The following is a 13,268-nucleotide window of genomic DNA, read 5'->3' on the forward strand; positions in this document are numbered from 1 at the left end:
CACTGATCAAGTGAGCCTGCTTTCTTTTTTATTTCGTCGATTGTCTTTCTTCGATTCTATGTGGCAATTCAACAATTTGATCTTCTACTTGTTCTTTGTTCATGAGCTTTGTCAAAAGTCTCATCGCAACAGCGCCAATATCGTAAGTCGGCTGAACAACTGTTGTCAATTGAGGGCGCACCATGAGGGATAGTCTTGTGTTATCAAAGCCAATCACTTCTAAATCTTCAGGAATTGATACGCCTCTGTCCTGCGCTCCATGAATGACACCTAGCGCCATTTCGTCAGTCGCTGCAATCACAGCCGTCGGCTTGTCAGATTGCTCAAGCAAATTAGCGAGCGCTTCAATACCAGAGTCATATGAGTAGTCTCCTTCAGCAACAAGCGCTTCGTCAAACGCGATACCAGCTTCTTCAAGCGCACGCTTATAACCAGCAAGCTTTCTCATAGAGTTAATTGGTTCTGACATTGGTCCAGATACAAACGCAATTCGTTTATGTCCTTTTTCAACTAATAGCTGAACTGAATCATAAATGGCTTGTTCATAGTTAATGTTGACTGATGGTGTTTGTGCCTGCTCTTCAACAGATGCAGCAAGTACAATGGGTACAGGAGAGCGCTTAAATTCTTCCACATGCACATCTGTAATGTTTCCGCCCATAAAAACGATTCCATCTACTTGTTTGCCAAGCATTGTGTTTAACAAATGCAGTTCTTTATCAGTATTTTGGTCTGAGTTGCTCAAAATAATGTTGTACTTGTACATCGTCGCAATATCTTCAATTCCTCGTGCAAGCTCTGAATAGAAGATACTTGAAATATCAGGGATGATGACCCCAACTGTTGTGGTCTTTTTACTTGCAAGGCCTCGTGCGACTGCGTTCGGACGGTAGCCGAGACGATCAATTGCTTCAAGCACCTTTTTTCTTGTTGTTGGTTTTACGTTTGGATTACCATTAACAACGCGTGATACCGTTGCCATACTTACGTTTGCTTCTCTTGCTACATCATATATTGTAACATTATTCACATAAATCACTCCTTCAAATACACTTCATATCTATAGCATTCACCAATTGGATAGAGACATGTCAGATACGAGGAAAATAATATCCTATTTGTCATTAAAACGATGAAAAGAGACACATAATTTTTCAATCTACATCAAAATGACATTCTTTTATGAAATTATACACGTTTTTTCTTCATATGAAAACGTTCCCTTTCTTTTTATAACTAAATTAAACAAACTTTAATGAGCTTGTTACCTGTAAATTGAATCATATTTCACCAAAAATCGTCGTGAACGTCAGCTATGACAATGATCTTAGCAGATTCTATCGAATTTTAAAAATGAAAACATTGTGAACAAGCATATTTTTAGCTTGCAATGTGCTCTCTTCCTTTCATTGCCAATCTCGATCGTATTTTTTCATGAAAAAACCGCCGGGCTGTCATCCGGCGGCTTTTCTATTTATGATTATGCGTGAATGTTGACAAGTGGTCTTAACGCATCTAACCATTTTTCGAATTGTGGAATGTCCATTTGCTGCGCTGAATCAGATAGGGCAACAGATGGATCTGGATGCACTTCTGCCATCACACCGTCTGCTCCAATCGCAAGAGCTGCTTTAGCTGTTGGAAGAAGTAGATCTCTTCGTCCAGTTGAGTGTGTCACGTCAACAAAGACTGGTAAATGTGTCTCTTGTTTCAAGATTGGCACAGCCGAGATATCTAGTGTATTTCTTGTGGCTGTTTCGTATGTGCGGATGCCTCGCTCGCAAAGGATGATTTGGTCATTTCCTTGTGCGATGATGTATTCAGCTGCATTGATGAATTCTGAAATCGTTGCTGCTAAACCGCGTTTTAAAAGAACTGGTTTGTTCACTGATCCAGCTTCTTTTAAAAGCTCGAAGTTCTGCATGTTACGTGCTCCAATTTGGATGACATCGATATGCTCAATCGCTTCTTCAATATGAGCAGGATTCACGATTTCACTAATAACTGCAAGACCGTATTCATCTGCTACACGTTTTAGAATTTTTAGACCGTCTACGCCAAGTCCTTGGAAGTCGTATGGACTTGTGCGAGGCTTAAATGCGCCGCCACGAAGAAGTTTTAGTCCCTGCTGTTTCGCTGCTGCCGCTACTTCTGCAACTTGCTCGTAGCTTTCAACGGCACATGGTCCAACGATGAAACGTTGTTTTCCGTCACCGATCGCTTCTCCATTGATATTTACAATTGTATTTTCAGGTTTTTTCTTACGAGAAACAAGAAGTGCTTTGCTGTGGTCATCTTCTTGAAGCTCTAAACCTGCTTTGAAAATTTCTTTGAAAATATGTTGAATCGTTGAATTTTCAAATGGGCCATCATTTTCTTCAAGAATTTGATTAAGCATTGTGCGCTCTCTGACAGGGTCATAACGGTTGACACCTTGCGCTTCTTTTGCCTTTCCAATTTCTTTTACAATGTTTCCTCTTTCATTGATCAGTTTTAAGATTTGAAGATTTAGTTCATCTGCTTGCTGTCTCAATTGTTCCAATTCATTGTTGCTCATTTTTGTCATCCTTTCCTCTGCCCGCTCTCGCTTTTTATTTTTGATCTCTTATAATAGGGTTTATTATAAACAAAGATTTCGGAATTGTCACGAAAAAATTCTTTATTACCCAAACGCTTTTAAGCGATAAAGTATTATGTGTAAGATTATAGCATACTTTTGATGCAAGTAAACCTTTTTTATAAAAAAACGTCAGCAATCGCTGACGTTTCAGCGGGTAGACAAACCCTCGCATTCTTTGTCGGTCCTGCGCGCTGGTACTCACGAATGACAAATTCGCTCCGTGCCAGTGCTCGTCCTTCCTAGACTGCAAAGGTTTTCTATCACGCTGAAAAGAAGACAAAGGGCTAAAATAAAGTTCATTTTAGCCCTTTGTCAACAATCTTGAACGTCAGCAATCGCTGACGTTTTTCTACATGTTATGTTCAAGCGCTTCTTTTGTAATGCTTGAGTGAGAAGCATGCCACTTTACTTTGCCACCACTAAAGATGAGTGCCTGCGGGCTTTCGTGCTTGATCCCTGACTTTTCAGTCACATAGGATGAAAGCTCTCTTGTGTTTTGAATTTGCAAGAAATAAGCAGGAACATCCTCATGTTCTGACGCAAACGCTTCAAACTCTTGAAAAGCAGCTTGGCTGATTGGACATGTCAAACTGTGCTTAAAAAAGACAAAGGTTCCGTCTTGATTTGTTAGTTGATCAAACTGTTCTTCTGTTTCTATGAGTTGTTTAGACATGATGTGCTCCTTCCTAACTTAAGCAGCGAGTTAGCCTTTCGTAGATTGTTCTACTTTTTCTTTGACATCTTTGATGCCGTCTTCAATGTCTGCTTTTGCTTCTTGTGCTCTTACTTTTGCTTCATCTGCTACATCTGAAGCTTCATTTGCAATATTTGCTGCAGCATCTTCTGCTTCGCTTTTTACTTGTTTAGCTTTTCCAGCTGTACGATCTTTTATGTCTTTTACTTTGTCTAAAATCTGGTTTGACTGCTCTGCTACGAGCTGAGACAATTCAGATGTTTTGTCTTTCGCAATCGTCACATATTCAGTGCCTTTTTCCTTTGCATCTGTTGTAAGACGATCTGTTTTTTCTTTTAGGGCATTCGCTTGGGTGTTCAAATCATCGCGAAGCTCTTTCCCTGACTTTGGTGCTAAAAATAATGCCGTTGTTGCACCGATAATGCCACCGATAAGTGTTCCGATCAAAAAGTCTTTGCTATTGATTCCGTCTTTGCTCATGATTATTCCTCCTATGCGAAAATGGTTGATTATTGTTGTTTAAGCTGTTTCCATTTTTTATAGATTTCAAGTGCTGCGTTACTCCAGCTTACCACATCCGTGACTTTCTCCTGATTTCGTTCAACGGATGAAGAAACCGCACCAGCTGCCTGCTTTATGCTTGTATTAAATTGGTTGATCGAGCCACCAATTCCCTGCACCGCATCCACAACTGTGTTAAGTTTTGCCGATTTGTCTTGAATGTCTTCAGCAAGCTGATTGGTCTTATGTAGCAACTGTGCTGTCTCTGTGGTGATGCCTTGCATCTGTCCTTCAAGACCTTCTAAAGTTGATGCGACATTCTTTAATGTCAGCTGTAAGGATTTCAATGTTTTGGACAAGTAGATGACAAGAATGAGGAAAGCAATTGCGATGAGTGCAACGCTTAAATAGAGAATAATAATCATCTGATACCTCCTTTGCTGCGGGCATATTCAATTCAATACCCTCTCGTTGTATCATTCAAACATCGCCTAGAATGACCGATTGAATAATAATTCTACACTTATTCGCCAATTCCTGTCCACAGCGAACGAAAAAAAGCGGCACATCTTGTCACATTTAGCCCCTTTGTCACATTTTATTCAAAATAAAAAAGCGCCGATTGAATCGGCACTTTTTGACAGGCAATTATACTGCGACTTTCTCATAAGCACGAAGATACTTTTGAATATCTCCTGCTCCCATAAAGACCAAGATCGCATTTTCATGTGCTTTTAGCACAGATGTCTCTTCTTCTTCAATCAATTGGGCTTGCGGAATTTTTTCCCGCAAGTCTTCAATGCTTAGTTTCCCAATGTTTTCACGAGCTGAACCGAAAATATCACAGAGGTACACATAGTCCGCTTTTTTCAGACTGTCCGCAAATTCACTTAAAAATTGCTGTGTACGAGTGAAAGTGTGCGGCTGGAAGACTGCTACAATATCACGGTCTGGATACTTCTGGCGAGCTGCTTCGATCGTGACTTCAATTTCAGTCGGATGGTGCGCATAATCGTCAATTAAGACTTGTTCACCGACTACTTTTTCATTAAAGCGTCGTTTCACACCGCCAAATGTCGTTAAAGCACCTTTGATGAGCTCTACATCAATGGCCTCATAGTGGCATAATGCAATGACCGCTAATGAGTTAAGGACATTGTGGTTTCCGTAAGCAGGAATGTAGAATGTATCATAAAACGTATTACGTACAAATACATCAAATGTGGTGCCTTCTGTGTTTTTCACAACATTTCGTGCTTGGAAATCATTTTCTTCATTGAATCCGTAGTACACAACAGGTACTTTTGCTTGGATCTTGAGAAGATGCTCATCATCACCGCAGGCGATAATGGCTTTTTTCACTTGAAGTGCCATGTTTTGAAACGCATCAAACACGTCATCAATATCCGTGAAATAATCAGGGTGATCAAAATCAATATTGGTCATGATCGCATAGTCTGGATGGTAGCTGAGGAAATGTCTGCGGTATTCGCACGCTTCAAATACAAAATACTCGCTGTTTTCTTTCCCCATTCCAGATCCATCACCGATTAAGTAGGAAGTTGGTTTTGCCGCTTGCATCACATGTGCAAGCAGACCTGTTGTCGATGTTTTACCATGAGCACCCGTAATTGCAACGTTTGTGAATGAATCCATGTATTCTCCAAGAAATTTATGATAACGAATAACAGGAATCCCTTCAGAAAGAGCACGCTCAATCTCAGGGTGTGTATCTGGGAATGCATTTCCTGCAATCACCGTCATCCCTGGCTGAATATTATCTGGGTCAAATGGAAGAATTTTAATATTTCGTTCTTCTAATGCTTTTTGTGTAAAGATATGTTTTTCGATATCCGATCCTTGGACAGTATACCCAGTATCATGAAGAATTTGGGCCAGTGGACTCATACCTGTCCCTTTTATTCCAACAAAATGATAAACAGTCATAATTGTACCTCCAACAAACGTCTATCTGACTTACAGTATATGACGCTCATTTCAATTTGCAACTTGTGATTTTTGTCTCTAGCTGATCACAAATCGCAGCTCCAAATAAAGATTTTTTTCCGATCTTCCTATTCTAATCAATATTAACTATGATTAGTATCCGACAACTTTCCCATTTCTAACACTTGCTTTCGCTCATTTTCGTTAAAAAGCGTTCAAACAGGCATGCGAAAAGCGTCCAATTCAAAAATTGCACCTATGTGCTATCATACCATGTTTATCAAAAAAATGAAGTGGTTTGTTTAGATCAATTGTTCTAAGTCACTCAGTGTCATGAGGACCTCTCTTGGCTTACTGCCTTTTGCCCCAGAGATCATTCCTTCACGTTCCATCATATCAATTAATCTTGCTGCTCGATTGTAGCCAATTCTAAATCTTCTTTGCAAACTGGATGTACTTGCACTATTTTGCTCGATGGCGAATCTGCATGCGTCCATAAACAATTCATCTTCGTCTGTAATGGCAGAGCCTTGGAGCATCAATTCTTCCTGTTCAAAAAGGAACACAGGTTTGCGCTGTTTTCTCACATGCGCTACCACTTCATCAATCTCTCGATCTGATACAAAGTTCCCTTGCAGCCTTGTCGGTTTGCCAGAGCCATTTTCTAAGAACAGCATGTCTCCTTTTCCGAGAAGCTTTTCAGCACCTGCCATATCAATGATCGTTCTTGAATCCACTTGGCTTGAAACAGAGAATGCAATTCTTGTTGGGATGTTTGCTTTAATGAGGCCTGTAATGACATCAACAGAAGGTCTTTGCGTCGCAATGAGTAAGTGAATCCCGCATGCTCTTGCTTTTTGGGCAATTCGGCAAATGCTTTCTTCGACTTCATTTGGTGCGACCATCATTAAATCAGCCAGCTCATCAATGACAACGACGAGATATGGCAGTTTTTCACCCATTTGTTTTTCTTTCACCAGTTCGTTAAATCGTTTGATTTCTCTCACACCAGAGTGTGCAAACAGTTCGTAGCGTCTTTCCATTTCATCTACTACCCATTTCAGGGCAGCTGTGGCTGTCTTGGCATCAGTAATAACCGGGCTCACAAGATGCGGAATGTGATTATACGGCGCGAGTTCGACCATTTTAGGGTCGATTAACAGCATTTTCACTTCATCAGGTGAGGCTTTAAACATCAGGCTCACGAGAATGGTATTAATACAGACACTTTTCCCTGAACCTGTTGCTCCGGCAATTAAGCCGTGCGGCATTTTTTGTAAATCAACCACAACGGGCTGACCGGAAATATCCAATCCGAGCGCCGCCGTTAATGGAGATGGATTGTCTCTGAAGGCACTGCTTCTGATCATTTCTCTTAAGAAAACCATTTTACTGTGAAGGTTGGGCACTTCGATTCCAATCGTGTTCTTCCCAGGAATCGGTGCTTCGATCCGAATATCTTTTGCAGACAAACTGAGTTTGATATCATCTGACAGGTTTGTAATTTTGTTCACTTTCACGCCTGGTTCAGGATGCACTTCAAATCTTGTAACAGAAGGACCTTGCGTCACATGAACAACACTTGCTCTGACATTGAAGTTTTTCAGAGTGGCATTGAGCAGTTCTGCCCGTTCTTTCACCCATGTTCCGTCCTCTTCTTTTTGTGCTGGCGGAACGTCTAGAAGGGCTAAACTCGGAAATACATATCCTTGTGCATCTGCCGTTTTCTTCTGTCCTTGCACGCGCTGATCACTTTTTAACATCATGACGTTAAAAGGAACGGTGGAGGTTTGACCGCTTGAGTGCTTTGGCTGTGGAGAAGACGGTTTTGGTTCTTCACGTTTTATTTCAGGCGTTTCTTCAGGTGTTTCCTCAAGCTCTTCTGCCATATCCGCAGCGATCTCTGCTTGTCCAGAGTCAGCAAATTCATCTGATGCTTCTTCAACTGACATGACTTCATCATCTGTTAATTTTTCTTCCGGTAGGGAATCATCATCTTGCAAATCTTGTATGATCACCGGTTCTTCTTGTTCAAATGCTGCCGCTGACACGTCTACTTGACTTTCTTCTATCCGTGCAGCCTCTGCTCTTTCCTCCATAGCCTCTATGTTCTTCTCTTCCAGCATCGCAGTTTCTTCTACTGGGCTTTCTATCTCCATGTCGAGTGCTGGTGATGGGCTTTCAGCTGTTTCAAATGTAAAGCTCTCTTTTTTCTGAGCATCATCTTCAAGCGGAATCATCAGCTCTTCTTGTTCAATGGTGACTGCCTGTTCTTCCTCCATCTCTAGAGGCTCGTTAGATGCTTCAGCTTGCTCCATATGTAAGAATGCTTCCCGATCGTCTTTGGTCTGTGACAAAGCTTGATCTTGATCCTCTGTCTCACTGAAAGGCCCGTCATATAAACGTTCCATCGTTGATTGAACGTGATCTTGATAAGCGAGTTCCTCTTGCAAAGTAAGCGGCGTCGTGACAGGTTGCTTCTCTACTTGTTCTGCTGTTTGGGCTGACATCATGTCTTCCATACGTTGTTCTTTTCGTATAGACGGGATGTTCATTTGCTGTCTTACATTCCGTTCACGCTCTGCTTCTTCTGATAACAGTGTGACACGCTGTGACGTTTCTTCTGCCGATTTCATTTTGACAGAAGATGTGTCTTCTTTGGCTGCTGCATGTTTTGGACGCATATCCTGGTGGTAGCCATAGATCGGTGAAGGGATTTGCTCTGGTTTAAAAGGCTTTTTATTGAGATCAGGCTGCACCGTTTGTTTTGGCTGATAGGTCGTCTGCTTTGCCTTTGGCTGACTTGGCCGCGTGCGCCTTCTTTCTTGCTGCTTTGCTGCCTCACGTGCAGGATCATCTGGAACGAGAGGAAAGCGGAAATTGCCTTTTGGATATTCATAATACACTTTCGTATCTTCAACTTTTTTATATTCTTTATGCTGTTCAACAGCTGGCTGCTTTGGTGCAATCGGACCTGTTTCAGGCCTCTCAGCTTTTTCTTCTTTTTTTTCTTCTCCTAAAAATACACTAAAAAATTTATCTAACCAACTCATCATTTATCACTCACTTTAACTCCCCTTACGTTTTCTTGGGCGATTTTTAGTATACCATTGCTTTTTCATGCAGAAAAGCGAGAAAAGTGCTACGCTTTGCTGTTCATGCTGTCTGTAGATGAAAAAAAGTCACTAAGTACGTACTTAGTGACTTTTGGTATAACACATTCTTCGCTCATTTGTACCCGTTTATGGGAGGTTACGCTTCAAATGGTTCGCCAGCTTGGTGGCTTCCTTCTAGAACAAGGATTCCTTTTTCAGCAGGCGCATTCGGAAGATCTAATTCTTTTGCAGAACAAATCATTCCGCTTGAAGGAACACCTCTTAGTTCAGCATCTTTGATCACCAAACCGCTCGGCATCACAGCACCGACCTTTGCAACCACAACATATTGACCTTGATCAACGTTTGGTGCACCGCACACGATTTGTAAGGTTTCATCGCCAACATCTACTTGGCAAATGTTCAGTTTATCTGCATTCGGATGTTTTTCTTTTTCCTTCACATAACCGACCACAAACTTAGGTGATAGATCAACTGTTAATGTTTCACTGACACCGTTGCGGTTCAAAATTTCATTGATATCTTGAACAAGCGTTTCAGAAAGCGGTACAGATCCGTTTTCTTCAATTTTCATGTAAGTAGATGCATTGAAAATATTAAAACCTGTTGTTTCTTTTGTGTCTTGATTGAAGATTCTTACGACATCTCCAAACGTTTCATGACCTACTTCTTCTCTTGTTACATCTTTCAATGAAATAAGGAGTGTGTCGCCGACACCTTCTGCATTATAAAAAACGTTCATTCTTCAAAATTCCCTTCTACTGCTGTTTTGGTCTGCTTTTTGCAAGAATAAAGATCGGTTCAAGCTTGCCTTCGTCATATAAAAATGACAAGGCCGTAATCGGAACCGTGCCGCTGGCGAAGAAGCTCATCGACATTTGCCCTAAAATATCATAGCCTGATTCATTGCGTACATCTGCAATGATGAACACATCTTGATGGGGAACGGAAATGGCCATTTGCCCCTCTACTTTTTGCGCGTATTCTTGTAAAATCGATTCATTTAATATTCTGCTTGCATCGTACCCGTCGTTTGCACGGAAGAAATAAAAACGGTTGCCCGCCACTTCATCCATTTTCACGACAGTCTTTAGTGACCGGACGTTAAAACTTGCGGTTTCTCTGATTCGTTCTTTTGTCCAGTTTTCCTTTTGCAGCATCTTCTCGTCAATCAATCTGTAGGTGCTTCCAAGGTCAAGTGCATAGTAGATTCTTGTCTCTGCTGTATGCTCATCAAAAACGAGCGGAATCTCATCACTCGATGTTTCTGGAAAGGACGTTGAACGAATGACCGGATAAATGTGCTTCTCTTTACCTGAGATGTGCTGCGCTTCACCTTTCATAGCGCTGAGCGCTTCTTTCACATAATAAACGATCTCATCCAGTGTTTCATCAGGCTTTACTTCCCACTTTGCAATAATCGGTGGGAGCTCAAGCGTGATGCCCTTTCCTGTATGTTTATCTTCCACACGAAGCGTATCTTTTTCCCTGTCAAACTGGTGGGTCCAGCTGTCGTTCGTCAGACGGCTTTTCAATTGATTGGCAAGCTGTCTTGATGTCATTTTCGCCATAATAAGACTCTCCTTTCGTTATTTAGAAAGAGAATCTGTTAAAAATGCTTCAATCTCTTCCTTTGTCTTACGATCTTTGCTGACAAAACGGTTGATCTCTTGTCCGTTTTTAAAGACTAAAAAGCTTGGAATTCCGTAAATTTCCCACTCTGCACAAGTGTCGATGAACTGATCTCTATCCACATAGAAGTATTCAAATTCTGGATAGTTTGCTTCAAGCTCTGGCAAAAACGGCTCAATAAATGTGCAGTCCGGGCACCAGTCAGCTGAAAATAGTAATACGGTTAAGTCTTCTTGAATCACTTTTTGTAATTCTTCGTTTGATTCAATTTTTTTCATGTTTGATTCCTCCAGTTTGTATACTTAAATCTCCGAATTGTATATAGCCTTTCTTTCTCATCCATTCTGATACTACCAAACTAATCACTGCCGGGCCAACGATATGCAAGAGAGCAATAGCGAGGAAAACGGAAGGATGAAATCCCATGACTGTGAGAGTCATGAGCTGGCCGACAAGTCCGCTCGTTCCCATACCCGCTCCTGCCGCATTATTGACCATCCCAAAGCCAATGATACCAATTGGCGCAAGAATCAGTCCTGCAATCGTCGGCGGAATGAGAATGAGTGGATTTTTCACAATGTTCGGCAGCTGTAGTTTTGATGTTCCAATGCCTACCGCAGCAAGACCGCCAAAACGATTTTCTCTAAATCCTGCAGCAGCAAAGCCGACCATCTGCGCACAGCAGCCAATCGTTGCCGCACCAGCAGCAAGACCGCTTAAATCAAGCATCAGCGCAAGCGCAGCGCTTGAAATCGGTGAGCTAAGAGCAAGTCCAACAATGGTTGCAACCAGCATGCCCATGATGAGTGGACTTTGATCAGTCCCCCATACGATCAGCCTGCCGAGCCCTGTCATCACCGCCTGAATCCCAGGGCCGATGAAAGCAGCAGTGAGAAAACCTGTGATAATGGTCACAAGCGGCGTTAAAATAATATCAATTCTTGTCTCACCACTGATCAGTTTGCCTAATTCCACACCAATGAGAGCAGCCACGAAGCTTCCAGCAGGTCCCCCAAGCTCTGCTCCAGCGGCACCTGACACAACACTTGCGAAAATAATTAAAGGAGAAGCGTTTAAGCGATAAGCAACCGCTACGCCAATTGCTGGTCCCATCAGCCCCATAGCGAGCGTTCCCATTTCCACGATGAGAGGAAATGATAACAGGCCGCCTGCTGTTTTTAAAATCAGCCCTACCACTAATGTAGCAAATAGACCTAAAGCCATATAAGAGAGTGCATCAATAAAATACACCTTTGGCGAAAGGGAAATACCCTTTCTTTTTAAATAAGTCATCAACGTCGTCTTCCTGCTTTCTCATAGGAAAGACGAAGAGGCCTGTCCTTCCCATTATATGTAGTCTTCTTACGATGAAAAATAGTCTCTACCATGAATATCATAATCATATTTTTTTTGCTTTATCAAGCACTTCTTGTGTAACATGAAAAGAAACAGGGCAAACCTTTACTAAGTTTGTGCACAAGGAGGAGATTGTTATGCAATTAACGGTTTATTTAGCTGGAGAAATTCATAGCCAGTGGCGCGATGAAATTAAGGAAAAAAGCCAGTCGTTGAAACTACCAGTAACGTTTGTTGGTCCAATGGAGAATCATGACCGATCAGATAACATCGGAGAAGATATTTTAGGCGGGCAGCCAAATGCCATCTTGAAAGACGATGCGGCTTCTGATTTGAACAATTTCCGCACCGAACTATTATTAAATAAGGCAGACGTTGTCATCGCCCGCTTTGGTGAGAAATATAAACAGTGGAACACGGCAATGGATGCTTCTTCTGCCATCGCCAAAGGGAAACCCCTTATTTTGATTCGTCCTAAAGAATTACATCATCCCCTAAAGGAATTATCAAACAAAGCAAATATCACTGTCGAAACAGTGAATCAAGCGATTAAGGCGTTGTCATACGTGTTTGAACAGGAATAAGAAAAAGGCTGTGCTCTTAATGAGGCAGCCTTTTTCTGATCGTTTACACTTGTTGATAAATCGAATCCACCGTGCTTTGATCACAATTTTTCACAAGACGAACAATTAATTCTTTTGCCGCTGCATAATCATCCACATGCAAGACAGAGTGACTTGTATGAATGTAACGCGCACATACACCAATAACAGCAGATGGTACACCTTGATTTGAGATATGAACACGTCCAGCATCCGTACCGCCTGGCGATACGAAATATTGATATGGAATATTGTTTGTTTCGGCTGTATCGAGGACAAATTCTCTCATGCCTCGGTGCGTAATCATCGTGCGATCATAAATACGAAGAAGTGCACCTTTTCCAAGCTGGCCAAATTGTGATTTGTCTCCCGTCACATCATTTGCAGGACTCGCATCTAGAGCAAAGAACAGATCCGGTTTAATCATATTCGCAGCTACCTCAGCCCCTCTGAGCCCTACTTCCTCTTGGACGGTTGCGCCTGAATATAGCTGACATGAAAGAGCTTCGTCTTTTAATTCTTTCAATAATTCAATGGCAAGTCCGCACCCATAGCGGTTATCCCAAGCTTTGGCTAAAATCTTTTTCGGATTGGCCATTGGGGTAAAGACCGTTGCAGGAACGATTTGCTGCCCTGGGCGAACGCCAAGCTCTTTCGCTTCTTCTTCACTGTCTGCACCAATATCAATCAGCATATCTGACGGTTTTACTGGTTTGCTTTTTTGTTCTGGTGTCAGAAGATGAGGAGGTGTGCTCGATACAACGCCCGGAATTGGCCCGTGATCCGTATGAACATCCACA

General features: G+C 41.8%; 13 protein-coding genes. 1 reads left to right on the forward strand and 12 read right to left on the reverse strand.

The window, feature by feature from the left end; genetic code table 11:
- Positions 1-28: 28 nt before the first annotated feature.
- From ccpA to ACRRMM_RS04635, 11 genes are all read right to left on the reverse strand, one after another.
- Complete coding sequence (ccpA, locus tag ACRRMM_RS04585; RefSeq protein WP_008343056.1) at positions 29-1,030, reverse strand: catabolite control protein A; 1,002 nt, start codon at positions 1,028-1,030, stop codon at positions 29-31.
- A 450-nt stretch (positions 1,031-1,480) separates the two neighbouring features.
- Positions 1,481-2,557, reverse strand: a complete 1,077-nt coding sequence (locus tag ACRRMM_RS04590) for a bifunctional 3-deoxy-7-phosphoheptulonate synthase/chorismate mutase (protein WP_017358315.1) — start codon at positions 2,555-2,557, stop codon at positions 1,481-1,483.
- Positions 2,558-2,969: 412 nt separating this feature from the next.
- Positions 2,970-3,293 (reverse strand): bacillithiol system redox-active protein YtxJ, encoded by a 324-nt coding sequence (ytxJ, locus tag ACRRMM_RS04595; protein WP_007501805.1) that lies wholly within the window; start codon positions 3,291-3,293, stop codon positions 2,970-2,972.
- Positions 3,294-3,323: 30 nt separating this feature from the next.
- Positions 3,324-3,794: a YtxH domain-containing protein gene (locus tag ACRRMM_RS04600; protein ID WP_007501807.1), complete on the reverse strand. Its 471-nt coding sequence runs from the start codon at positions 3,792-3,794 to the stop codon at positions 3,324-3,326.
- 29 nt (positions 3,795-3,823) lie between these two features.
- The gene (locus ACRRMM_RS04605; RefSeq protein WP_428828560.1) at positions 3,824-4,240 is read right to left on the reverse strand and encodes a DUF948 domain-containing protein; all 417 of its coding nucleotides are present in this window, start codon (positions 4,238-4,240) and stop codon (positions 3,824-3,826) included.
- 223 nt (positions 4,241-4,463) lie between these two features.
- The gene (gene murC, locus ACRRMM_RS04610; protein ID WP_008343047.1) at positions 4,464-5,762 is read right to left on the reverse strand and encodes a UDP-N-acetylmuramate--L-alanine ligase; all 1,299 of its coding nucleotides are present in this window, start codon (positions 5,760-5,762) and stop codon (positions 4,464-4,466) included.
- Positions 5,763-6,064: 302 nt separating this feature from the next.
- On the reverse strand, positions 6,065-8,818 hold the full coding sequence (locus ACRRMM_RS04615) for a DNA translocase FtsK (RefSeq protein WP_428828561.1): 2,754 nt from the start codon (positions 8,816-8,818) through the stop codon (positions 6,065-6,067).
- Between the two features lie 196 nt (positions 8,819-9,014).
- Positions 9,015-9,620, reverse strand: coding sequence for a YtpR family tRNA-binding protein (gene ytpR, locus ACRRMM_RS04620; protein WP_035702057.1), 606 nt, complete (start codon positions 9,618-9,620; stop codon positions 9,015-9,017).
- 16 nt (positions 9,621-9,636) lie between these two features.
- Positions 9,637-10,449 carry a DUF1444 domain-containing protein gene (locus ACRRMM_RS04625; protein WP_008343044.1) on the reverse strand — a complete coding sequence of 271 codons (813 nt, stop codon included), beginning with the start codon at positions 10,447-10,449 and terminating at the stop codon, positions 9,637-9,639.
- An 18-nt stretch (positions 10,450-10,467) separates the two neighbouring features.
- Positions 10,468-10,788, reverse strand: a complete 321-nt coding sequence (locus tag ACRRMM_RS04630; RefSeq protein WP_003217665.1) for a thioredoxin family protein — start codon at positions 10,786-10,788, stop codon at positions 10,468-10,470.
- Positions 10,775-11,803 (reverse strand): PTS transporter subunit IIC, encoded by a 1,029-nt coding sequence (locus ACRRMM_RS04635; protein WP_019743715.1) that lies wholly within the window; start codon positions 11,801-11,803, stop codon positions 10,775-10,777. The genes ACRRMM_RS04630 and ACRRMM_RS04635 overlap by 14 nt, the downstream gene beginning before the upstream one ends.
- Positions 11,804-12,003: 200 nt before the next feature.
- Here ACRRMM_RS04635 and ACRRMM_RS04640 point away from each other — a divergent pair, with 200 nt between their 5' ends.
- Complete coding sequence (locus ACRRMM_RS04640; RefSeq protein ID WP_007501817.1) at positions 12,004-12,450, forward strand: YtoQ family protein; 447 nt, start codon at positions 12,004-12,006, stop codon at positions 12,448-12,450.
- Positions 12,451-12,493: 43 nt separating this feature from the next.
- On the opposite strand, the gene ACRRMM_RS04645 is transcribed toward ACRRMM_RS04640, so the two are convergent.
- Positions 12,494-13,268 (reverse strand): M42 family metallopeptidase (locus ACRRMM_RS04645; protein ID WP_432450794.1); only part of this gene is annotated, 775 nt, incomplete at its 5' end.

Origin of the sequence: Bacillus sp. XT-4 (assembly GCF_050864245.1) — a bacterium.
Classification (GTDB): Bacteria; Bacillota; Bacilli; order Bacillales; family Bacillaceae; genus Bacillus; species Bacillus altitudinis.

Excerpts from the sequence above, each read along its gene's own strand:
- ACRRMM_RS04630 (WP_003217665.1), bottom strand. The coding sequence starts at position 10,788 with ATGAAAAAAATTGAATCAAACGAAGAATTACAAAAAGTGATTCAAGAA.
- ytxJ (WP_007501805.1), bottom strand. The coding sequence starts at position 3,293 with ATGTCTAAACAACTCATAGAAACAGAAGAACAGTTTGATCAACTAACA.
- ACRRMM_RS04605 (WP_428828560.1), bottom strand. The coding sequence starts at position 4,240 with ATGATTATTATTCTCTATTTAAGCGTTGCACTCATCGCAATTGCTTTC.
- ACRRMM_RS04590 (WP_017358315.1), bottom strand. The coding sequence starts at position 2,557 with ATGAGCAACAATGAATTGGAACAATTGAGACAGCAAGCAGATGAACTA.
- ACRRMM_RS04640 (WP_007501817.1), top strand. The coding sequence starts at position 12,004 with ATGCAATTAACGGTTTATTTAGCTGGAGAAATTCATAGCCAGTGGCGC.
- ytpR (WP_035702057.1), bottom strand. The coding sequence starts at position 9,620 with ATGAACGTTTTTTATAATGCAGAAGGTGTCGGCGACACACTCCTTATT.
- ACRRMM_RS04625 (WP_008343044.1), bottom strand. The coding sequence starts at position 10,449 with ATGGCGAAAATGACATCAAGACAGCTTGCCAATCAATTGAAAAGCCGT.
- ACRRMM_RS04635 (WP_019743715.1), bottom strand. The coding sequence starts at position 11,803 with ATGACTTATTTAAAAAGAAAGGGTATTTCCCTTTCGCCAAAGGTGTAT.
- ACRRMM_RS04615 (WP_428828561.1), bottom strand. The coding sequence starts at position 8,818 with ATGATGAGTTGGTTAGATAAATTTTTTAGTGTATTTTTAGGAGAAGAA.
- murC (WP_008343047.1), bottom strand. The coding sequence starts at position 5,762 with ATGACTGTTTATCATTTTGTTGGAATAAAAGGGACAGGTATGAGTCCA.
- ACRRMM_RS04600 (WP_007501807.1), bottom strand. The coding sequence starts at position 3,794 with ATGAGCAAAGACGGAATCAATAGCAAAGACTTTTTGATCGGAACACTT.